This is a genomic window from Bosea sp. F3-2 (genome assembly GCF_008253865.1).
Classification (GTDB): domain Bacteria; phylum Pseudomonadota; class Alphaproteobacteria; order Rhizobiales; family Beijerinckiaceae; genus Allobosea.
Genome location: NZ_CP042331.1, coordinates 1727961 through 1748961, shown reverse-complemented (window position 1 = coordinate 1748961; position 21001 = coordinate 1727961). Strand labels below are relative to the sequence as shown.

The 21001-nt window shown below is 64.6% G+C and carries 16 protein-coding genes and 1 pseudogene; 10 read left to right on the top strand and 7 right to left on the bottom strand.

Features of this window, described 5'->3' with window-relative positions; all coding sequences use genetic code 11:
• Positions 1-88 precede the first annotated feature (88 nt).
• The 10 genes from rfbC to FQV39_RS08060 all read left to right on the top strand — a co-directional run bounded on the left by rfbC (position 89) and on the right by FQV39_RS08060 (position 11449).
• Complete coding sequence (rfbC, locus tag FQV39_RS08105; RefSeq protein WP_149129822.1) at positions 89-658, top strand: dTDP-4-dehydrorhamnose 3,5-epimerase; 570 nt, start codon at positions 89-91, stop codon at positions 656-658.
• 387 nt (positions 659-1045) lie between these two features.
• Positions 1046-2200 (top strand): CDP-glucose 4,6-dehydratase, encoded by a 1155-nt coding sequence (rfbG, locus tag FQV39_RS08100; RefSeq protein WP_149133732.1) that lies wholly within the window; start codon positions 1046-1048, stop codon positions 2198-2200.
• Between the two features lie 37 nt (positions 2201-2237).
• Positions 2238-2468: an NAD(P)-binding protein gene (locus FQV39_RS08095; RefSeq protein ID WP_149129821.1), complete on the top strand. Its 231-nt coding sequence runs from the start codon at positions 2238-2240 to the stop codon at positions 2466-2468.
• Between the two features lie 48 nt (positions 2469-2516).
• Complete coding sequence (locus FQV39_RS08090) at positions 2517-3551, top strand: glycosyltransferase family 2 protein (RefSeq protein ID WP_149129820.1); 1035 nt, start codon at positions 2517-2519, stop codon at positions 3549-3551.
• 786 nt (positions 3552-4337) lie between these two features.
• The gene (locus tag FQV39_RS08085) at positions 4338-5123 is read left to right on the top strand and encodes a LuxR C-terminal-related transcriptional regulator (protein ID WP_149129819.1); all 786 of its coding nucleotides are present in this window, start codon (positions 4338-4340) and stop codon (positions 5121-5123) included.
• 410 nt (positions 5124-5533) lie between these two features.
• Positions 5534-6694, top strand: a complete 1161-nt coding sequence (locus FQV39_RS08080) for an ROK family protein (RefSeq protein ID WP_210251188.1) — start codon at positions 5534-5536, stop codon at positions 6692-6694.
• Positions 6691-8208 carry a sugar ABC transporter ATP-binding protein gene (locus tag FQV39_RS08075; RefSeq protein WP_149129817.1) on the top strand — a complete coding sequence of 506 codons (1518 nt, stop codon included), beginning with the start codon at positions 6691-6693 and terminating at the stop codon, positions 8206-8208. Before FQV39_RS08080 ends, FQV39_RS08075 begins: the two co-directional genes overlap by 4 nt.
• Positions 8195-9211 (top strand): ABC transporter permease, encoded by a 1017-nt coding sequence (locus tag FQV39_RS08070; protein ID WP_149129816.1) that lies wholly within the window; start codon positions 8195-8197, stop codon positions 9209-9211. Before FQV39_RS08075 ends, FQV39_RS08070 begins: the two co-directional genes overlap by 14 nt.
• Before the next feature lie 26 nt (positions 9212-9237).
• Positions 9238-10203, top strand: a complete 966-nt coding sequence (locus tag FQV39_RS08065) for a substrate-binding domain-containing protein (RefSeq protein ID WP_149129815.1) — start codon at positions 9238-9240, stop codon at positions 10201-10203.
• Positions 10204-10270: 67 nt separating this feature from the next.
• Positions 10271-11449, top strand: a complete 1179-nt coding sequence (locus tag FQV39_RS08060; protein WP_149129814.1) for a Gfo/Idh/MocA family protein — start codon at positions 10271-10273, stop codon at positions 11447-11449.
• 180 nt (positions 11450-11629) lie between these two features.
• Here the strand turns inward: FQV39_RS08060 and FQV39_RS08055 are convergent, their stop codons facing one another.
• The 7 genes and pseudogenes from FQV39_RS08055 to FQV39_RS08025 all read right to left on the bottom strand — a co-directional run.
• Positions 11630-14788: an efflux RND transporter permease subunit gene (locus FQV39_RS08055; RefSeq protein ID WP_149129813.1), complete on the bottom strand. Its 3159-nt coding sequence runs from the start codon at positions 14786-14788 to the stop codon at positions 11630-11632.
• A 5-nt stretch (positions 14789-14793) separates the two neighbouring features.
• On the bottom strand, positions 14794-15975 hold the full coding sequence (locus FQV39_RS08050; protein ID WP_149129812.1) for an efflux RND transporter periplasmic adaptor subunit: 1182 nt from the start codon (positions 15973-15975) through the stop codon (positions 14794-14796).
• A 40-nt stretch (positions 15976-16015) separates the two neighbouring features.
• Positions 16016-16585, bottom strand: a complete 570-nt coding sequence (locus tag FQV39_RS08045; RefSeq protein ID WP_149129811.1) for a TetR/AcrR family transcriptional regulator — start codon at positions 16583-16585, stop codon at positions 16016-16018.
• Positions 16586-16752: 167 nt separating this feature from the next.
• Positions 16753-17754: a 4-hydroxyproline epimerase gene (locus FQV39_RS08040; RefSeq protein ID WP_149129810.1), complete on the bottom strand. Its 1002-nt coding sequence runs from the start codon at positions 17752-17754 to the stop codon at positions 16753-16755.
• Positions 17755-17836: 82 nt separating this feature from the next.
• Positions 17837-18799 (bottom strand): dihydrodipicolinate synthase family protein, encoded by a 963-nt coding sequence (locus tag FQV39_RS08035; RefSeq protein WP_149129809.1) that lies wholly within the window; start codon positions 18797-18799, stop codon positions 17837-17839.
• Positions 18800-18918: 119 nt separating this feature from the next.
• Positions 18919-19629, bottom strand: a complete 711-nt coding sequence (locus FQV39_RS08030) for a GntR family transcriptional regulator (protein ID WP_149129808.1) — start codon at positions 19627-19629, stop codon at positions 18919-18921.
• Between the two features lie 517 nt (positions 19630-20146).
• Positions 20147-20944: pseudogene (locus FQV39_RS08025) on the bottom strand (endonuclease/exonuclease/phosphatase family protein); the annotation flags it as partial.
• Positions 20945-21001 lie beyond the last annotated feature (57 nt).

The window sequence follows — 21001 nt, the reverse complement described above, 5'->3', positions numbered from 1 at the left end:
TCCATGTTCCCGTAAAGTCTTGCGTCGGAACTCCGGCAATATGGCCGGCATTGTTCAGGTATATGAGCCTGAATTCTAGAGGTGGCGGATGCACTTCGCGAAGACGAGCGTCGATGGGGCGATGGTAATCGACCCCGCTCCGCATGCCGATACCCGCGGGCGTTTCATGCGGGCCTGGTGCCTCAAGGAATTCGCCGATCAGGGGATAGCGTTCGAGCCTGTCCAGGCGAATATGGGGCTCAGCACGAGGCGCGGGACGGTCCGGGGCATGCACTTCCAGGAAGCGCCTGCCAGCGAGGCGAAGCTGGTGCGCTGCACGCGAGGCGCGATGTTCGACGTGGTCCTGGATCTGCGGCTGGAGTCGCCGAGCTATGGCGCTTGGCACGGCGTGGTGCTGAGCGGCGACAATGGACGGATGCTCTACTTGCCCGAGGGCTGCGCGCATGGGTACCAGACGCTCGAGGCGGATACCGAGATGCACTACATGACCTCGGCCTTCTACACGCCGACCACCGTCCGGGGCGTACGCTTCGACGATCCGGCTTTCGGCATCGTGTGGCCTTTGGCCGTGACCGAAATTTCAGAGCAGGACAGCAACTGGCCGCCGGCAACATGCGTGCCCGGCCATGTCGCGTCTGCCCCGCATTTAGCTGTGTGATTGCTTTTGCTGGCGCGATCGGATGGGGAGCCAAGGCCGTGGCTGTCGAGGCCGTTTTGCGGGAGCGCGAGGCTGCGAGGCATCCGATCCATGTCGGAATGGTCGGAGCGGTCTCGTCGGCGCTGGAAGCTGAACGGGCCGTCGCCGGCGGAACGCCGGTTCTGACGGACGATCCGAGCGCGCTGACCGCGCGCAAGGCCATCGACGTCATCGTCGAGGTCCCCGGGACGGTCGAGGCCGATGCGGGCGGTGGAAGCTTCGCCGCATCGTGTCCTCGTCGAGGCGGTCTCGTAACGCAAGGAACTGTTGCGCAATCGAGTTCGTGTCTGGGCGCCGGATGCGCTCCTGGATAGCCGATCATTTCATCAGTGCGGGGCTAGATCAGCCATGCTGAAGCGTTCTTTTTGGCAGAGCCGCAAAGTGTTCGTCACCGGACACACTGGCTTCAAGGGCAGTTGGCTCTCGCTATGGCTGGATGCTCTGGGGGCCGACGTGACGGGCTATGCGCTCGAGCCACCGTCCGAGCCGAGCCTCTTCGAGCAGGCGAGGGTCGGCGACTGCGTGCGCTCGATCCCTGGCGACGTTCGGGACTTCGACCATCTCAAATCCGCGCTCGCCGAATGCAAACCCGATGTCGTCATCCACATGGCGGCCCAGTCCGTGGTTCGCTACGGCTACGGAGAACCGGTCGAGACCTATGCAACGAACGTCATGGGCACGGTCCATTTGCTGGAGGCGGTGCGCCAGCTCGAACGTCCCTGTGTCGTGGTCAATGTCACCAGCGACAAGTGCTACGAGAACCAGGAATGGGTCTGGGGTTATCGCGAGAGTGACCCGATGGGTGGTCACGACCCGTATTCCAATTCCAGGGCCTGCGCGGAACTGGTGAACAGCGCCTATCGCGACTCCTACTTCTCGCCGGATACCCTGTCCAAGCATGGCGTCGCGCTGGCGAGCGCCCGCGCGGGAAATGCCATTGGAGGTGGCGACTGGACGGCCAATCAGCTCATCCCGGATCTGGTCCGGGCCTTTCTGGGCCGTCGACCCTGTCGTATCCGCAGTCCCTTGGCGATCAGGCCCTGGCAGTTCGTCCTGATGCCGCTCCATGGCTATCTGCTGCTGTGCGAGAGGCTTGCCGAGGACGGAGCCCGTTACGCGTCGGGCTGGAATTTCGGACCGGCGGAGACGGATGCAAAACCGGTGTCCTGGATCGTAGACAAGCTCGTGACGCTGTGGGGCGAAGGCGCATCCTGGACGCCGGACACGACTGCCCATCCCGTCGAAGCGCAGTTGCTGCGCCTTGATACCGCCAAGGCGAGGGCAGGCCTCGACTGGCATCCGGTTCTCCAGCTCGATCAGAGCCTGGCCTGGATCGTGGAATGGTATCACGCGTTCCAGGCAGGGCAGGATCTCCAATCCCTCACGCGCCGACAGATCGAGCGCTACGAATATCTGCTGCAGGACCATGCCGAGCGGAACGCCCCCCGAACGCGGCCGAAAGCAGCCGCTTCGACGCCTTTGCTCCCGATGGCCGAAGGTTGACCCCGCAATAGCGCGGCAACTCAAAGGACGTGCATCTATGCCAAACGTCGTCGTGCCTGGAACTGGAACGGCTGGCTTCGGTGCGGCGCTCCGACGCCGGGAAGAAGGCATCACGCCGATCATGTACGACCGGAATTCGGACTATGGCGGGCATACGATGTCGTTTCGTTACGAGCCCGGTTTCGTCTTCGATAGCGGACCGCATATTTCCTTCACGAAGGCTGAGCGCATTCAGGATTCAGTTCGACGCCTCACTCTTGGAAAGTAAAGAAAACGATGTCGAGGGAACAACCTATTCTCAAGAAGGGGGCCTGAGATGAACTCGAAAACCGGTCCGCTGGTCAGCGTTGTGACGCCTGTATACAATAGCGGAGAGTTTCTCCGGGAATGTATCGAAAGCGTCTTGTCCCAGACCTATGAGAACTGGGAATACATCATTCTCAACAATGCCAGCACTGATGGGACGCTCGACATTGCCGAAGAATATCGTCGCCGGGACAGCCGCATTCGGGTCTTCAGCAACGAAACGCTGCTGCCGAATATTGCCAGCCATAACAAGGCTTTTGGCCTGATTTCGGAAAACAGCAAGTATTGCAAGGTGGTTTCAGGGGATGACTGGATCTACTCGGAGTGCCTTGAGAAGATGATCGGCCTCGCCGAGGAAAATCCGTCCGTAGGGATTGTCGGAGCCTATCAGCTGAGTGGCGGTCGAGACATATGGTACGTTCGGAATGTTGGGCTTCCGTATTCGCACACAGTGGTTTCGGGTCGAGATATCTGCCGTGCTCATCTTCTGGGCATGCAGAGAGTGTTGGGAAACCCGACCTCGGTTCTGTATCGGTCGGATCTGATCCGGAATGCTGACGAGTTCTTTCCAAATCCGACCCAGGAAGCGGATATCAGCGCCTGCCTGAAGCATCTGCGATATGCTGATTTCGGCTTTGTGCACCAGGTTCTCGCACACGAACGAATCCACTATCAGAGGGCAACGACCTCGTCTCTCGAATTCAACGCCTATGTGTCGGCAGAAATCAGTGATTGTCAGGAGTATGGCGACTGGTATCTGAGCAAGCGTGAGCGTGAGGAGCGCATCGGCGAGTTGCTGGATCAGTATTATTCTTATCTATCTGCCAGCGCGTTCAAATTTAAGAACAAACAGTTCTGGGGCTACCACGCAGATCGGCTGCGCGATCTCGGATATCAGTTCGATGGACGCAGGCTGTCCATGGGGATTGCCGCAAAGACATTCGATTTGATCTTGAATCCAAAGGAAACCATTCAGATGCTAACCGGACGAATTCGTCTGTATTACATGCTGAGAGGCGCGCGCGCGACCTCGAAAGGAGGATGACACTCAACCTTGAGAATTCGGTTCAACCGGGTTCGAAGCTTCTCCCAGCCGGGAAAGTTGAGTGCGAAGGACGTCCGACGCTACGCGGTAGAATTTTGGACGGGTGGGATATCGGGAATTCAAGCCGCACGATTTGCGAGCTTCTTGGTGGTCGGCATGCTGGCCGGCGGCCATGGACCAGGATCGAAGAGTCGATTTCGACCGCGCGGAGCGGTGCTGTTCTTGCGCCGAAGGCTGGTTGAGCTTGCAGCCGTCTACGTTCCTGCGACAGTCAGCTATCGGCTAGGAGGCGGGACTCTTGACGTGCCGGAGGCGTGTCATCTGTCTTTTAGGTTAATCCGCTGGCGCTTCAGAATTTAATCGATAAATAACAATCCACTATTTGGGGTTCATGTCGGCCTGACGCAAGGGCATGGCCAGTGCCGAGCCTCGGCGCAATGGTTAACGATTTGCTAATTGGCTTGCCGGCCGTGTCAAATTTAGCTAATAATAATCTATGCCGATGCCGACAGCTCGATTTCACGTCGAGCTGATGATGAATTCGTTACGGGCATTTCAGTGGCTGAAAGCTTCCCTAACGATCTGAGGTGAATGGGTGGCGGATCGAGTATCGATCGTCGAAGGTCTGTGTTGATTGGGTAGTAGTTTGTAGTTTTATAGTATAAAGTCTTGAATTAAAATATACTCGCGTAACTTCATCATATAAATTTTGTCATTGATGATTGAAGCCGATGCCTGGCCTACCTAGAGGGGATATGAGTTTTCCTGATGGTTCAGGAGGGGCGTATGAGGGAGAGTAAAACCTATGGTATCGTCCTCATTGGAAAATATTCCCTGATGAAAGAGGGGATCGCCCGGATTCTGCAGGAAAAAAATTTTCGTATTCTTTCCTCATCCTCCTACGAGGAGCAATCGGCGAGCAAGCTTCGTGCGCAGAGGCTGATGTTTCTCATCGCTCATACCAGCGATGACTTCGACCTCGTGATGGCCGAAATCGAGCTTGTAAAGGACCAGCATCCGGATGCGCCTGTCGCCGTTGTCGCCGATCATTTCGACCCGAACGAGCCAGCTTTGGCGTTCAAGGCCGGGGCCACCGGTTACCTCGCCAACGTCATTTCCTGCGACTCCTTCGTCAAGTCGATTGAACTGGTGATGCTGGGAGAGACGGTCTTCCCGCCGACGTTCCCGTCATCGGCGTCCTCCGTCAAAAAAAATCGCCGCCCTAAGGCCGTCCCCGTCCCCAGCGACACTGAGCAGGTCTTGCCATGCTCTCCACCGGAGAGCGCGAACATACCGCTGCTGTCTCCGCGGGAAACGGCGATCTTGCGTTGTCTGATCGAAGGGGACGCCAACAAGTCCATCGCGCGAAAGATCGATATCGCTGAGGCTACCGTAAAGGTTCACGTCAAAGCGATCCTGCGCAAGATCCGAGTTCAGAATCGAACGCAGGCTGCGATCTGGGGAATGAACAACGCGTTGCAGCTGCAGCCGGCGAACAACAATTCCCAGCTTCCCTCCGCCGATGCGGACAAAGCGCTCTTGAAGTCCGCCGTCAGTGTCTATCAAGTCTGAAGGACGCCTACGCCTTCGCGTTTTTCGGCCGTGCGCGATGTCTGGCTGTGCGAGCTTCGTGCGAGCGCTAACCGGATGATCAGATAGCCCCCTGTCCGAAGTGCCGGCGGGGTTGGAGATTCTGTCCGGCTTCGCGGCCCCGATGCGGTGGCAGCCGGCTTTCCCCGGTCCGATCGGGAAGCCACTCATCTGGGCTGCGCCGGTCACGAACAGCCCGGCCAGATCGCCGCAGGTCAAGGCCCGGCCGATGTCTTAAGTTGATCTTTTGCCTCGATCTGGCCGAAGTTCGGTCTTGAGCATCCGTGGGACCTTTCCTAGCCTCTTCAGCAATCGGTCGCGACAAGACCGAATGGATGGGGAGGACGGCCATAGCCTTGCCCTGGCACAGGTTGAGCCCGGATGAGCTCGCGTTGCTCGAAGCGACCTTCTGGTCCGGCGGCGTCGCGCGCCACGCGCTGGCCGACACGCTGCAGTTCTCGCGCAGCAAGACCAATGCGCTCGCGGCCGGGCTGCTCGATCAGGGTCTGCTCGACGAGGCGGGCGTGCAGCATTCCACGGGCGGGCGCCGCCCCGAGACTTTGCGCGTCCATGGCCGCATCGGCGTCCTCGTCGGCGTCGACATCGGCGCGACCAGCCTCGACGTGGCGCTGCTCCAACCCGATCTCTCGATCATCGCGCGCCACTCGCAGGAGGCCGATGTCGGGGCCGGTCCGGGCCCGATCATGGCCCGGCTGCGCAGCCTGCTGCCCGCCATGCTGGCGCAAAATGGCATCGCACCGGACCGCGTCCTCGCCATCGGCATCGGCGTGCCGGGCCCGGTTAATTTTGCGATCGGCCAGCTGGTCAACCCGCCGCTCATGCCGGGCTGGGACAGCTACGCGATCCGTGACGATCTGCGCGAGATCACCGACGCCCCCGTCTTCGTCGACAATGACGTGAACCTGATGGCGCTCGGCGTGCTCTGGCGGCAGCGCAAGCAGATCGATAATTTCCTTGTCATCAAGGTCGGCACCGGCATCGGCTGCGGCATCGTCTGCCATGGCGAGCTCTATCGCGGCGCGACTGGCTCGGCTGGTGACATCGGCCATATCTGCGCCGATCCGGAGGGACCGCTCTGCCGCTGCGGCAACCGCGGCTGCGTCGAGGCCATGGCTGCGGCGCCTGCCATCGTGGCGATGGGCACCGAAGCTGGAAGAAGCGGAAAGAGCCCGGCGCTTGCGGCGAAGCTCGCCGAGAAGGGCAGGGTGGAGGCGAGCGATGTCGGCGCCGCGTCGCGCGCCGGCGATGCGGAGGCCGATGCGATCGTGCGCCGCTCCGGTCGACTGATCGGCCAGGTGCTGGCAGCGCTCGTCAACTTCTACAATCCCTCCCATATCTTCATCGGCGGCGGCGTCGCGGCGATCGGTCCGATGTTCCTCGCCGCGATCCGCCAAAGCGTGAACCAGCGCTCGCTTGCCCTCTCGACCCGCCATCTCGAGATCACCGCTGCTCCGCTCGGCTCCGAGACGGGGCTGATCGGAGCAGGCGTGCTCGCCATGCGCGAGGCCCTGCGCAGCGGGAGTCCGGCATGAGCGAGGCATTGCAGGAGCGAGCGGGCCTCTCCGTCGCCTTCGACGGCATCGTCAAGCGCTTCGGGCCGGTCCAGGTTCTGCATGGCGTCTCCTTCGCCCTCGAACCTGGCCGCGTCTACGGGCTGCTCGGCGAGAACGGCGCCGGCAAGTCGACGCTGATGAAGATCCTGGCAGGCTATGAGGAGCCGAGCGAAGGCCGGGTGCTGGTCGACGGCGAGCCCGTTGTCTTCTCAGGCTCGCGCGATGCCGAGGCGCGCGGCATCGTGCTGATCCATCAGGAATTCAACCTGGCCGAGGATCTGACGATCGCCGGCAACATCTTTCTCGGGCATGAACGCCGCAAGGGCTGGTTCCTCGACGAGCGCGCCATGCGCCGCGAAGCGCAGATGGCTCTTGCGGAGGTCGGCCTCGGCCGCGACCCGGACGAGCCGGTGCGCCGCCTGATCGTCGCCGAGAAGCAACTGGTCGAGATCGCCAAGGCCCTGTCGCGCAAGGCGCGCTTCCTCATCATGGACGAGCCGACCGCGACGCTGACGCCGTCCGAGGTGGCGCGCCTCTTCGGACTGATCGAGCGGATGAAGGCGCAAGGCGTCACCATCGTCTACATCTCGCACAAGCTCGACGAGGTCGAGCGCATCACCGACGAGGTCGTCGTGATGCGGGACGGCCGATTGGTCGGCCGCGCACCCACGGCGTCGCTGACCCGTCACGACATGGCGACCATGATGGTGGGGCGCGAGATCGCCGATCTCTTTCCCGACAAGGTCGAGCCGGACGCCGCGGCCGCGGCGTTGCAAGTCGAGGGCTTCACGGTACCGGGCTGGGCGCAGGATATCTCCTTTGCCGTCCGGCCGGGCGAGATCCTCGGTTTCGCCGGGCTGGTCGGGGCCGGTCGCACCGAGCTGTTCGAAGGCCTCATGGGCTTGAGGCCGGGCAACGGCACGATCCGGCTCGGCGGCAGGCCGGTCTCGCTGCGCTCACCGCGCGACGCCGCCCGCAACGGCCTCACCTATCTGAGCGAGGACCGCAAGGGAAAAGGGCTGCACACCGCCTTTCCGCTGGGCCCGAACCTGACGCTGATGGCGCTGGAACGCTATGCCAGACCCTGGCTCGATCAGACCGCCGAGCGCGAGGCGCTGAAGGGTGCCGTCGCCGAGTTCGGCATCCGCGCCGGATCGCTGGAGGCGCGTGCCGCCTCGCTTTCGGGCGGCAACCAGCAGAAGCTGGCCCTTGCCAAGGTGCTGCACCCGGAACCGCGTGTCGTGGTGCTGGACGAGCCGACGCGTGGCGTCGATGTCGGCGCCAAGCGCGAGATCTACTTCCTGATCCAGAAGCTGGCGGCCCAGGGGCTGGCTGTCGTCGTCATTTCCTCGGAGCTGATCGAGCTGATCGGCCTCGCCCATCGCGTCGCGATCATGCGCGAGGGACGGTTGGTGACGACGGTAGCCGGCGACGAGATGACGGAAGAGACGATGATCGCCTATGCAACGGGAGCGCGCCATGTCGCAGCCTGAGACCTTGCAGGCCGGACCCGCAGCAGCACGTCGCGAGGCGGGAACACCCCTGGCCGAGCGCATCGCCAGCATAGGCCCGATCATCGGCCTCATCCTGCTCTGCGGCCTCGGCGCGCTGCTCAATGGCGACTTCGCCACGCTCGACAACGGCCTCAACGTGCTCACCCGCACGGCTTTCATCGGCATCATCGCGGTGGGGATGTGCTTCGTCATCATCCTCGGCGGCATCGATCTTTCGGTCGGTTCGATGGCGGCGCTGATCGCCGGTTGCGTTATCATGTTCATCAACTGGACGGCGGGTGCGCTGGGTTCGCCCCTGCTCGCTGTGATCTGCGGAGCGGGGCTTGCCGTGCTGCTCGGCGCCGTCTTCGGCCTGATCCATGGCGTGCTGATCGCCAAGGGGCGCATCGAGCCCTTCATCGTCACGCTCGGCACGCTCGGCATCTTCCGCGCCTATCTGACCTATTTCGCCGATGGCGGTGCGCTGACGCTGGAGAACAGCCTCGCCGACATCTATGCCCCGGTCTATTACGGCAGCCTCGCCGGCGTTCCCATTCCGGTTATCGTCTTCTTGCTGGTCGCGATCGTCGGCGCGTTGATCCTGAACAAGACGGCCTTTGGCCGCCACGTCCAGGCGATCGGCTCCAACGAGACGGTCGCCCGCTACGCTGCTGTCGATGTCGAGCGGGTCAAGATCCTCACTTACATGCTGCTCGGCATCTGCGTCGGCATCGCTACGCTGCTTTACGTGCCACGCCTCGGCTCGGCCTCGCCGACCACGGGCCTCCTCTGGGAGCTGGAGGCCATCGCCTCGGTCATCGTCGGCGGCGCCGCGCTCAAGGGCGGGCAGGGCAGCATCACCGGCACGGTCGTTGGCGCGATCCTGCTCTCGGTGATCAGCAACATCCTCAACCTGACGAGCCTGATCAGCGTCTATCTCAACGCCGCCGTGCAGGGCTTCGTCATCATCACCGTCGCGTTTTTGCAGAAAGGCCGCCGCTGAAGGCGAGCCGGATAGGGAGAGAAGCGATGTCCACGCAGACCAGACGCAGCCTCTTGCTCGCCGCCACCGCAGCGGGCCTCGCCTTCGCCGCGAACAGTGCCGCCGCCGAGCCCGTCAATCTCGGTGTCTCCATCCCCGCCGCGACCCACAGCTTCATGGGCGGCATCAACTACTGGGCGAACCAGGCGAAGAAGGACCTCGAGGCCAAGCACAAGGACCTCAAGATCACGATCCGCACGGCGGCTAACGCAACCGAGCAGGCCAACCAGCTCCAGGACCTGAGCACGGTCAACAAGATCAACGCGCTCGTCGTCTTCCCCTTCGAGTCGGCGGCGCTGACCCGGCCGGTCGCCAATGTAAAGGCGAAGGGCGCCTATGTGACGGTCGTCGATCGCGGCCTCACGGACACCTCCGCGCAGGACGCTTATGTCGCCGGAGACAACACTGCCTTCGGCAAAATCCCGGCCGAATACATCGCCAAGACGCTGAAAGGAAAAGGCACCGTCGTGGCGCTGCGCGGCATCCCGACCACGCTCGACACCGAGCGCATGGACGCCTTCAACGGCGTGTTGAAGAACAACCCTGACATCAAGCTGCTCGATGCCAAATTCGCCAACTGGAACCGCGACGACGCCTACAAGGTCACGCAGGACTTCCTGACGCGCTTCAAGGACATCGACGCCTTCTGGGCGGCGGATGACGACATGGCGTTCGGCGCGATCCGCGCCATCGATCAGGCCAACCGCAAGGATATCAAGATCATCTTCGGCGGCGCCGGCGCCAAGGACATGGTCAAGGTCATCCTCGACAACAAGGACCCGCGCATCCAGGCCAATGTCAGCTATTCGCCGAAGTTCATCTATGACGCGATCAAGCTGACGGCTGAGGCGCGCCTGAAGGGCGAGAAGCTGCCGGCGACCACGATCATCCCCTCGGTGCTGATCGACAAGAGCAACGCCAAGGACTTCTACTTCCCCGATTCGCCGTTCTGAGGCGCTCGGGGTTCTTCCCGGCCGCTCCGTTTCGGGGCGGCCACCAGATTCACGCATGGACAGGCCGATGACCGACGTACTTCCCACCCGCCTGCGCTATGCCATGGTCGGCGGCGGTCACGGCGCCTTCATCGGCGCCGTGCACCGCCATGCCATCGCCCTCGACGGACAGGCGGAGCTGGTTGCCGGTGCGTTGTCCTCGACGCCGGAGAAGGCCTTGGCCTCCGGGCGCGCGCTCGGCCTGAGCGATGCCGACAACCACCCAAGCTGGCAGGCGCTGCTCGAAGCGGAACTGGAGCGCCCAACGGAGGCCCGCGTCGATGCAGTGGTCATCGTCACGCCGACCGATAGCCATTTCCCGGTCGCGCAGGCCTTCACTGAGGCTGGCTTCAACGTCGTCTGCGACAAGCCGCTGGTCCATACCGGCGCCCAGGCCGATACGCTGATCGAGACGGTGGAGGCAAGCGGCACGGTCTTCGGCGTAACTTATAACTACACCGGCTACCCAATGGTGCGGCAGGCGCGCGAGATGGTGCGCTCCGGCGCGCTCGGCGCCATCCGCAAAGTGGTGGTCGAATACAATCAGGGCTGGCTAGCCAGCGCGCTGGAGAGGACCGGCAACAAGCAGGCTGCCTGGCGCACCGACCCCGCCCGCAGCGGCATCGCCGGAGCGCTGGGCGATATCGGCTCCCATGCCGAGAATCTCGTTTCGACCGTGACGGGCCTTGCGATCGAGGAACTCGTCGCCGATCTTTCCGCGCTCGTTCCGGGCCGCGCGCTCGACGACGATGCCAGCATCCTGCTGCGCTTCGCCGGCGGCGCGCGGGGCGTGCTCGTCGCCTCGCAGATCAATGCCGGCTTGGAGAACGACCTGCGGCTGCGCGTATCGGGCGAGCTCGGAACACTGGAATGGCGGCAGGAGGAGCCGAACCGGCTCGTCCATTACCACCAGGACGGCCCGATGCAGATCCTGACGCGTGCATCGCCCTGGCTGTGTGAATCGGCGCGCCGGGCAGGGCGGATCCCGCCCGGTCACCCGGAAGGCTTCATCGAGGCCTTCGCCAACATCTATCGCGGCGTCTTTGCCGATATCCGCGCCCGCCAGGCGGGGCGCGTGGCTGATCCTCTGGATGCCGATTATCCCACCGTGGTCGACGGCGCGCGCGGCGTCCGCTTCATCGAATGCGCGGTCGCGTCGTCGGTGCAGCACCGCTGGCTGCGCTTCGAGGGGCTGAAGGGCGGCTAGATCAGGCTGGGTTTTGATAGAAGCGCGGGTCATCCCGGCCGGAGCCCTCGGGTCCGATCTTCGATCGGCCCAAGGATAAACTCCGGCGCAGAGCCGGGATCCATGCCTGAACCTTAATGGGAAGGGCTCTGGCATGGATCCCGGGTCAAGCCCGGGATGACCGCGTGGTTCCGTGCAAAATCAGCGCGATCTAGCCGCCGCAGCCTGTTTCTGCTCCGCGGCCTCCACCGAAGCCGGCTTGAACTGCTCCTTCGGCCCGAACAGCTTCATCACGAAGACGAAGAAGGCCGGGACCAGGAAGACCGCGAGCACTGTAGCCGAGATCATTCCGCCGAGCACGCCGGTGCCGATGGCGTTCTGGCTTGCCGCGCTCGCGCCCGAGGCGATCGCCAGCGGGACGACGCCGAGCGTGAACGCCAGCGACGTCATCAGGATCGGGCGGAAGCGCAGCCGCGCGGCCTCGGCCGTCGCCTCCAGCAGCGGCTTGCCTTCGGCATGGAGGTCCTTGGCGAACTCGATGATCAGGATCGCGTTCTTGGCCGAGAGGCCGATGATCGCGATCAGGCCGACCATGAAGTAGACGTCGTTGGGCATCGCCCTGAGCGTCACTGCCGCGACCGAGCCGATGACGCCGAGCGGCACCACCATCATCACCGCGAAGGGGATCGACCAGCTCTCATAGAGCGCCGAGAGCAGCAGGAAGACGAAGAGAATGCTGAGCCCGATCAGGAAGGGCGCCTGCGATCCCGACTGGATCTCCTGCAGCGACTGGCCGGTCCATTCATAGCCGAAGCCCTGCGGCAGGTCGCGCGCGAGCCGCTGCATCTCGGCGATCGCCGCACCCGACGAGTAGCCCGGTGCCGCCTGCCCGGCGATGCGCACAGCCGGGTAGCCGTTATAGCCGACGACCTGGGTCGGACCCTTCTGCCACTCCACCGAGGCGAAGGCGGAGAAGGGCACCATGCCGCCATGTACGTTGCGGACGTTGAGGCGCAGCAGGTCCGCCGCCTGCATGCGCTGGCTCGCCTCGGCCTGCACGGTCACGCGCTGCATGCGACCGGCATTCGGGAAGTCGTTGACGTAGGACGAGCCGAGATTGGCCGAGATCGTCGCGTTGATGTCGGCGAAGGCGACGCCGAAGGTGTTTGCCTTCTCGCGATCGATGATCAGGTTGACCTGGGCGGCGTCGGCCAGACCCTCGACGCGCACCCCCGCCAGCACGGGGCTCTGCGTGGCGGCATTGAGCAGTTGCACTCGCGCCGCCGACAGCGCCTCCTGGCCGAGGCCGCCGCGATCCTGCAGGCGGAAGCTGAAGCCGGTCGAATTGCCGAGGCCAGAGATCGGCGGCGGCGAGAGCGCGAAAGTCTGCGCGTCCTTGATCTGGAACATCTTGCCGTTGATCCGCTGCGCGATCGCCGCAGCGGAATCGTTCGGGCCGCGCTCGCTCCAGTCCTTCAGGGTGATGAAGGCGAGCGCCGCGTTCTCGCCGGCGCCGGCGAAGCTGTAGCCGGAGATGCCGACCATGCGAGAGACGGCGGGCTCGGCCAGCACGATCTTCTCGACCTGCTGCAGGACTTCGAGCGTGCGGTTGGCGCTGGCTTCCGGCGGGGCCTGGATATCGACGAGGAGATAGCCCTGGTCCTCATTCGGCAGGAAGGCCGAGGGCAGGCGCAGGAAGCCCCAGCCGAGCCCGGCGAGCAGCGCGAGATAGATCACCATGTAGCGGCCGGGCTTGCGCGTGATCGCGCCGACGGCGCCGGCATAACGGTTGGTCGCGCGGTCGAAGCCACGGTTGAACCAGCCGAAGATGCCCTTTTTCTCGTGATGGCCGCCTTTGGCGATCGGCTTCAGGAAGGTGGCGCAGAGTGCTGGCGTCAGCGTCAGCGCCAGGAAGCCCGAGAACAGGATCGAGACCACCATGGTCAGGCTGAATTGCTGGTAGATGATGCCGACCGCGCCGGGGAAGAAGGCCATCGGCACGAACACGGCCGTCAGCACCAGCGTGATGCCGATGATCGCGCCGCTGATCTGGCCCATCGCCTTGCGGGTCGCCTCCTTCGGCGGCAGCCCTTCCTCGGCCATGATGCGCTCGACATTCTCGACCACGACGATGGCGTCGTCGACGAGGATGCCGATCGCCAGGACCATCGCGAACATGGTCAGCACGTTGATCGAGAAGCCGGCGGCGAACATCACCGCGCAGGTGCCGAGCAGCGCCACCGGCACGACCAGCGTCGGGATCACCGTGTAGCGGAAGTTCTGCAGGAACAGGAACATCACGACGAAGACGAGCACCATCGCTTCGAGCAGCGTGTGCATCACCTTCTCGATCGAGACCTGCACGAAGGGCGAGGTGTCGTAGGGGATCTCGTGCTTCAGCCCCGCGGGAAAGAAGCGGGCGAGCTCGTCCATCTTGGCGCGCACCGCCGTCGCGGTGGCCAGCGCATTGCCGGTCGGCGAGAGCTGCACGCCGATGGCCGCGCTGGGCTGGCCGTTGAGGCGAGTGGAGAAGTTGTAGGATTCGCCGCCGACCTCGACGCGCGCGACGTCGCGCAGCCGCACCGAAGAGCCGTCCGTATTGGCGCGCAGCACGATCGCGCCGAATTCCTCCGGCGAGGCGAGCTGGCCCTTGACCAGCACCGTCGCCGAAAGCTGCGTGCCGATCGGGTTCGGCTGGGCGCCGACGCGGCCGGCCGCGACCTGCGCGTTCTGCGCCTGGACGGCGGCGATGACGTCGTTGGCGGTCAGCTTGAGCCCGAGCAGCTTCTCGGCATCCATCCAGATGCGCATCGAGCGCTGGGTCGCGAACAGCGTCGCGCTGCCGACGCCCGAGACGCGTCGGATCTCGCCGAGCACGTTGCGGCTGAGATAGTCGCCGAGCCCGACGGCATCGAGCCGGCCGTCTTCCGAGGTCAGCGTCACCAGCAGCAGGAAGCTCGTGCCGGCCTGCTCGACGCGCAGGCCCTGCTGCACCACCGAGCGTGGCAGGCGCGGCTCGACGCGGCTGATCCGGTTCTGCACCTCGACCTGCGCCTCGCCGATCTTGGTGCCGGGCGCGAAGGTGACGGTCAGGTTGATGCGGCCGTTCGCCTCCGAGGTGGACTCGAAATACAGCAGGCCCGGGACGCCGTTCAGCTCCTCTTCCACCGGGCGCGTCACGCTCTGGTAGATGTCCTCCGGCGAGGCGCCGGGATAGTTGGTGCTGATCGTGATCTGCGGCGGCGCAACGTTGGGGTACTGCGCGATCGGCAGCATCGGGATCGTGATGACCCCGCCGAGCATGATGAAGATCGCGACGACCCAGGCGAAGATCGGTCGGTCGATGAAGAAGCTCGGCATCGTCGTCAGCCCTGCTTGCCGGCGGCCTTGGCCGGGGCGGCCGCCTGCCAGGGCGCGCCGGTGAACTTCGCGCCGGGCCGGATCTTCTGGAAGCCCTCGACGACGACCTGCTCGCCGGGCTTCAGCCCGTCATCGATCACCTGCCGGTTGTCCAGTGTGCGGCCGGCGCGGACCGGCCGCAGCTCCAGCGTGCCGTCCTGCTTGAGGATGTAGAGCTGCGCCTGGCCGCGGCCATCGCGCTGGATCGCCTGCTGTGGCACGGCGATGGCGTTGCTCTGCACACCCTGTTCGATCTCGACGCGGACATACATGCCGGGCAGGAGATCGCCTTCCGGGTTCGGGAACTCGCCGCGCAGCGTCACCTGTCCGGTCGTCGCATCGACCGTGGCCTCCGAGAACAGGAGCTTGCCCGAATGGCGATAGCGCTCGCCATTGTCGAACAGCAGCTGGACATTGGCCGCTCCGGGGTCCGAGCTCGTCAGCGCGCCAAGCTTCAGGGCGCGGCGCAGCGCCAGCAATTCGCCGGCGGACTGGGTGAAGTCGGCATAGACCGGGTTGAGCTGCTGGATCGTCGCCAGGATGTCGGCGGCACCGGTGCCGACGAGCGCACCTTCCGTGATCAGTGCGCGACCGATCCGGCCGCTGATCGGGGCGCGGACTTCCGAATATTGCAGGTCGAGCTGCGCCGCGGCGAGCCCCGCCTTGGCGGCGGCGACATCGGCATCGGCCTGGGCGAGCGCGGCGGTCGCGCTTTCCTGCTGCTGCGCGCTGGCGACGTTGCGCTCGCGCAGCTCGATGATGCGGTCGGATTGCTGGCGAGCCTGCAATTGCGTGGCTTCAGCGCGCTTCAGGGTCGCCTGGGCGCTTTCGACGCGCACCCGGAACGGAGCGGGGTCGATGCGATAGAGGACATCGCCTTGCTTCACGAGGCTGCCCTGCTGGAACACGCGCTCGACCACGATGCCGGTGACGCGCGGGCGCACCTCGGCGATGCGGGTCGGCGCGATGCGGCCCGGCAGGTTGTCGGTCACCGGCAGGTTCTGCGCCTCGGCGGTGACGATGCCGACCGTCACGGGTGGCAGCTGGGCGGCAGTCTTGGCCGGTTGCTTCTCTTCGCTGCAGGCGGCCGCGAACAGCGGCAGCGCGATGACGAGGATGCGGGAGAGGGTCGAAGTCGGAAAAGGCATAGGTTCGGGCTCGGCGCTCGATGCGTGATGTGTTGGCGTGTCAGGTTTGGGGAAGTGCGCTCGGCGACTGCCCGATCAACCAGCCGATCTCGGCGATCAACCTGTCGCGCTCGGCTTCCGGGAAGCTGAGCAGCCCGAACCAGTCGAGCAGGGTCAAACCCTCGATGGCGAGGAAGGCGAGCAGTGCACCGCGCGGATGTGTCGAGGATGCGGCGATGGCGGAAAGCGTGTCCTGCAGAGACTTCTGCACGGGCCCGCGCAATTCGGCATCCTGCGCCAGGGCGACGCAGAGGTTGAGGGCGACCGAGCGATCCTCTTCCGAGGAAGAGCGCGAGGCGGCGGCGAGCCGCCCACGGATGTCCGCATCCGGCTTGCCGGCTTCGGCGTCGATGAAAGCTCGGATTCGCTTTTCCTCGGTGCCGACGCGGCGCTCGATGACGGCGCCGATCAACGCGCGCTTGCTCTTGTAGTCGTAGAGCACGCTGGCCTTGCTGATGCCGGCCTCGGCCGCCACGGCATCCAGTGTCAGATGCGCGGCTCCCGCCCGCATCACGACCCGTTCTGCCGCGTCGAGAACCGCCTCGCGGTCGATGGTTCGATGTCTGCCCATAGGATGGCTTCCAAAAATATCCGACCGGTTGGATATTTATTTGGGCGAGACAAGTCAAGGCGAGCTGCAAGCGCGGCGCGCCCGACAGCCGTCAGCTGCGTCGAAATGCGTCGTTCTGCGGGGAGAGTGCGTCTGCGCTTAAAACGCGGAGAGCGTTGGGAATTCGCTCACTTCACCACGAAGCCATGGGCGAAGGGGTCGCGGTCGTCGATGAAGATCGTGTTGATGCCCGTCATCCGCGCCCAGCCGGCGATGGAGGGGATGATCGCCTCGCGGTTGGCGACGGTGGTCGCAGCCTCGACGCGCCCCTTGAACAGCGAGCCGATGATCGATTCATGCACGAACTCGTCGCCGACCTTGAGCTTGCCCTTGGCGGCGAGCTGCGCCATCCGCGCCGAGGTGCCGGTGCCGCAGGGCGAGCGGTCGATCGCCTTCTCGCCATAGAACACCGCGTTGCGGGCATGGGCCTCCGGCTTGGTCGCCTTGCCCGTCCATTGGATATGGCTCAGGCCCCGGATCTCCGGGTGCTCGGGATGGACGAATTCATATTTCGCGTTGAGCGCCGCGCGCAGCTTCGGCGACCAGCCGACCAGTTCCCCGGCGGTGTGGTCGGCCATATCGCGAAAGTTCTTCTGCGGCTCGACGATCGCGTAGAAATTGCCGCCATAGGCGACATCGACCACGATCTCGCCGAGGCCCTCGACCTCCGCCGTCAATCCTTCCGCATAAAGGAAGCCCGGCACATTGGTCAGCCGCACCTCTTCGACGAAGCGGCCTTCCTGGCGATAGGTGATGTCGACCTTGCCGGCCGGCGCGTCGATCGAGAGCTTGCCGGGCTCGCGCGGCGTGATCAGCCCGTTCTCGATGCCCATGGTGATGGTGCCGATCGTGCCGTGGCCGCACATCGGCAGGCAGCCCGAGGTCTCGATGAAGAGCACGGCGACGTCGCAATCCGGCCGGGTCGGCGGGTAGAGGATCGAGCCGGACATCATGTCGTGCCCGCGCGGCTCGAACATCAGGCCGGTGCGGATCCAGTCGAACTCGCGCAGGAAATGCGCGCGCTTCTCCAGCATGTTCGCGCCTTCGAGCCGCGGCCCGCCGCCCGAGACCAGGCGGACGGGGTTACCGCAGGTGTGGCCGTCGATGCAGGAGAAGGTGTAGCTGGCCATGGATCCGGTCTCTCAAGACGCCTTGGAGCCCGCGGCGAAGGGGTTGGCCTCCATCGCCACAGATGCGGTCGATGCCTGCTTATCAGGCCGCGTATTTCTGCACAGCGCCGGGCTGCTTCGTCCAGGCGGCGTACCAGCTGTCGAACAGCTTGAGCTGCGCCTCGGCATAGCCGCGCTGGCTGTCGGTCAGCATGTCGGTCTCGTTGAAGTGCAGAGCGTATTCCTTGTCGCCCTTCAGCACCATCAGATGCTTGAAATAGAGCACGAGATCGGGGCCTTCGTCGAAGGAGGAGAGCACGCCGAGCGCCTGCTCCAGCTCCAGCGCGCGCTGGCGCGCCTCGGCATCGCCAAGGGCAGCCGCCTCGGACAGCTTGCACAGATGGAGCACTTCTTTCGGCAGCACATTGCCGATGCCGGTGATCGCGCCGGTCGCGCCACAGTTCACATAGCCGTGGAAGACAGCGGTATCGACGCCGATCATCAGCGAGACATTGTCGTCGCGGCTGGTGATGTTCTCGGCCGCGTAGCGCATGTCGGCCGGGCCGCCGAACTCCTTGAAGCCGACGAGGTTCGGATGCTCGGCGCGCAGGGCGAAGAACAGATCGGCGCGGGTGGCGAAGCCGTAATAGGGGCTGTTGTAGATCACAGCCGGCAGATCGGGCGCGGCCGAGAGGATCGCCTTGAAATGCGCCTTCTGGGCGAGGACGACCGTGCCGCGCGACAGCACGCGCGGGATCACCATCAGCCCCTGGGCACCGACCTTCTGGGCATGAGCGGCGAGCGACACGGCGGAAGCCGTGTTGACCGCGCCGGTGCCGACGATGACCGGGATTCCGGCCTTCACCAGCCGCTCGACGCCTTCCATGCGCAGCGCATCGGTGAGCAGCGGCCAGTCGCCCATCGAGCCGCAATAGACCACGGCCGACATGCCGGCGGCGATGAGCTCCTGGCCCTTGCGCACCAGCGCATCGAAATCGGGGCTGCGATCCGCCTTGCAGGGCGTCATCAGGGCGGGGATCACGCCCGAGAAAATCTTGGCCTTCATCGCGCTCTCCTGCTGGTTTTGTGGGTTGGAAGAGCGCCGTGCCGCGCAGCGGCGAGCCTCTCCTCGGCGCTCTTATTGCATGTTGCATATTATTTGTCGACAAGAATGTGTCGGGAACGCTACAGGCCGATCTCCAATCGCTTGTCACCCACTGTAAGCTTCTGAATCTGCTGGATGATCTGCTCGGCATGGGCGCGGCCGAGACGCTCGGCTGCCGCCATATCCCGTGCTGCTATCGCCGCGATCATGTCCTCGTGCTCGTCGACGAACTGCTGCGGCAGTCGGTCATCATAGGACTGGTAGTAGAGGCGCAGAAAGCGGCGTCCCTCGTCGAGCAGGCGGCTGAAGAGGCTGTTGAAATAGGGGTTGCGGCCGGCTTCGGCGATGGCGGCGTGGAAGGCCGCGTTCGTCGCGATCATCGCGAGCGCATCCTGCGCCTTGACCGCCGCCGCAAACTCCTCTTGCCGGGCGCGGATCGTCTCCAGATCCTCCGGGCGATGGTTCTGGGCCGCAAGCTGCGTCGTCACCCGGTACATCAGCATGAGCGCATCGAAGAACGGCGACAGGTTGAGGAAGTCGAGGTTCGCCACCATCGTCGAGCGGTTGGGCAGGGTGACGATCAGCCCTTCGCCCGCCAGCCGCACCAGCGCCTCGCGGATGGGCGTGCGTGACATTTCGAACCGCTCGGCGAGCTGCACCTCGTCGATCGGGCTGCCCGGCGGCAGCACCAGATCGAGGATCTCGTCGCGCAGCAGGTCGTAGACCAGCTTCACGCCGGAGCCGCGTTTGCGCTCGGGCACTGCGCTTGTGATCGTCTTGGCCGATTTCATCCGCACACCTCTTGTCGACAAGAGGGATAGTGAAGCAGCGGAGCCCGATCAACGAACCACGCACCCGACCCAGATATTTCTTCAGATCAGCGCCAGCAGGTGCAGCCCATCAGGCAGCAGGAGATTGACCGGCGTCAGCATCAGCAGTGCCCCCGGGACGAGGGCCGTGCCGCGTATCCGGCATCTGATTCCAGCCATCTGGCCGCTGACAGAGCCAGAAAGCAGGCCGCCAGCGCCGGAACGCATGCGCGCCGCGACGCAGGACCGCGAAAGCTTTGAAGGAGGTGGGTCAGGCGCGGCGCAGGGTCCGTTTGACGGCGCGCTTCAGCCGGTCGCCCGCCTTGCGCACGAGCTCGCGGTTGCTCTGTTCGCTTCCGTCCGGAAGACCGGAGAGCGGCAGGGTGACGTCTTCGGGGATGGAGTGCGTTACGCTATCGCGGAAGCCGATGACATCGGCAGCCGCAGCTGCGCCGCTTCCAAGCGTGGCGGCGGACACGGGAAGCCCCGAGAAGCTCGGGTCGAGGATGGCCTTGATCGGCAGATGGTCTGAGGCGATACGCGCCAGCGGCGTGTCGTGGACCGTGACGTCGGACAGCATCTCCGGGCGGTTGGCGATGATTCGGTCGAGCGCCAGCAGCGGCAGGCCCGACGGAAAGCTCGGCACGGGCATCGGCAGCGTGCCGAAAGTCGGACCGAGCTCCTTCAGCGACGAGCGGTCGCCGAGCCGCCACTCGTTGAGGTCTCCGAGCAGAAGGGTGGGACGCTCGTCGCGATCCCTCATCACATCGAGGAGCCTGCGCGTCTGCTGCGAGCGCGAGCGGCGCAGCAGGCCGAGATGCGCGGCGACGATGCGCAGCTCCGTGCCGCCCTCCAGATCGAGATCGATGACCAGCGCGCCGCGTGGTTCGAGCCCGGGCAGCGAGACCTGATGGACGTCTCGCACCAGCCCCTGCCGGAACAGCACGACATTGCCGTGCCAGCCATGGGCGGCGGCATTGGCACTCTCGATGGGAACGGGGAGGAGACCCGTCTCCTCCTTCAGCCTGGTGAGGTCGAGCAGGCCGTGGCGGGCGCCGAAGCGCTTGTCGGCCTCCTGCAGTGCGATGATATCGGGGGCGATCTCGCGGATCACCTGCGCGATGCGGCCAGGATCGAAGCGCCCGTCGACGCCGACGCATTTGTGAACGTTGTAGGAGGCGACCAGCGTGCCGCCCGCCCGCTCGCCCGGCCCGTGCCTGGACGCTTCATCGCGGTTCTTCCGCTGGCGGAGCGAGGCGATGATGCTGGCGCGCAGGCTCGGGCTCTTCTTCTGCATCGCTCTGCCGTTTGAGGCTTTGGCCCGCTCGAATCGAACAGGACGAAGCTTTGCATA

What these genes read in the sequence shown, in the direction of transcription:
- rfbC (WP_149129822.1), top strand. Translation starts at nt 89, where the DNA reads ATGCACTTCGCGAAGACGAGCGTCGATGGGGCGATGGTAATCGACCCC.
- rfbG (WP_149133732.1), top strand. Translation starts at nt 1,046, where the DNA reads ATGCTGAAGCGTTCTTTTTGGCAGAGCCGCAAAGTGTTCGTCACCGGA.
- FQV39_RS08095 (WP_149129821.1), top strand. Translation starts at nt 2,238, where the DNA reads ATGCCAAACGTCGTCGTGCCTGGAACTGGAACGGCTGGCTTCGGTGCG.
- FQV39_RS08090 (WP_149129820.1), top strand. Translation starts at nt 2,517, where the DNA reads ATGAACTCGAAAACCGGTCCGCTGGTCAGCGTTGTGACGCCTGTATAC.
- FQV39_RS08085 (WP_149129819.1), top strand. Translation starts at nt 4,338, where the DNA reads ATGAGGGAGAGTAAAACCTATGGTATCGTCCTCATTGGAAAATATTCC.
- FQV39_RS08075 (WP_149129817.1), top strand. Translation starts at nt 6,691, where the DNA reads ATGAGCGAGGCATTGCAGGAGCGAGCGGGCCTCTCCGTCGCCTTCGAC.
- FQV39_RS08070 (WP_149129816.1), top strand. Translation starts at nt 8,195, where the DNA reads ATGTCGCAGCCTGAGACCTTGCAGGCCGGACCCGCAGCAGCACGTCGC.
- FQV39_RS08065 (WP_149129815.1), top strand. Translation starts at nt 9,238, where the DNA reads ATGTCCACGCAGACCAGACGCAGCCTCTTGCTCGCCGCCACCGCAGCG.
- FQV39_RS08060 (WP_149129814.1), top strand. Translation starts at nt 10,271, where the DNA reads ATGACCGACGTACTTCCCACCCGCCTGCGCTATGCCATGGTCGGCGGC.
- FQV39_RS08055 (WP_149129813.1), bottom strand. Translation starts at nt 14,788, where the DNA reads ATGCCGAGCTTCTTCATCGACCGACCGATCTTCGCCTGGGTCGTCGCG.
- FQV39_RS08050 (WP_149129812.1), bottom strand. Translation starts at nt 15,975, where the DNA reads ATGCCTTTTCCGACTTCGACCCTCTCCCGCATCCTCGTCATCGCGCTG.
- FQV39_RS08045 (WP_149129811.1), bottom strand. Translation starts at nt 16,585, where the DNA reads ATGGGCAGACATCGAACCATCGACCGCGAGGCGGTTCTCGACGCGGCA.
- FQV39_RS08040 (WP_149129810.1), bottom strand. Translation starts at nt 17,754, where the DNA reads ATGGCCAGCTACACCTTCTCCTGCATCGACGGCCACACCTGCGGTAAC.
- FQV39_RS08035 (WP_149129809.1), bottom strand. Translation starts at nt 18,799, where the DNA reads ATGAAGGCCAAGATTTTCTCGGGCGTGATCCCCGCCCTGATGACGCCC.
- FQV39_RS08030 (WP_149129808.1), bottom strand. Translation starts at nt 19,629, where the DNA reads ATGAAATCGGCCAAGACGATCACAAGCGCAGTGCCCGAGCGCAAACGC.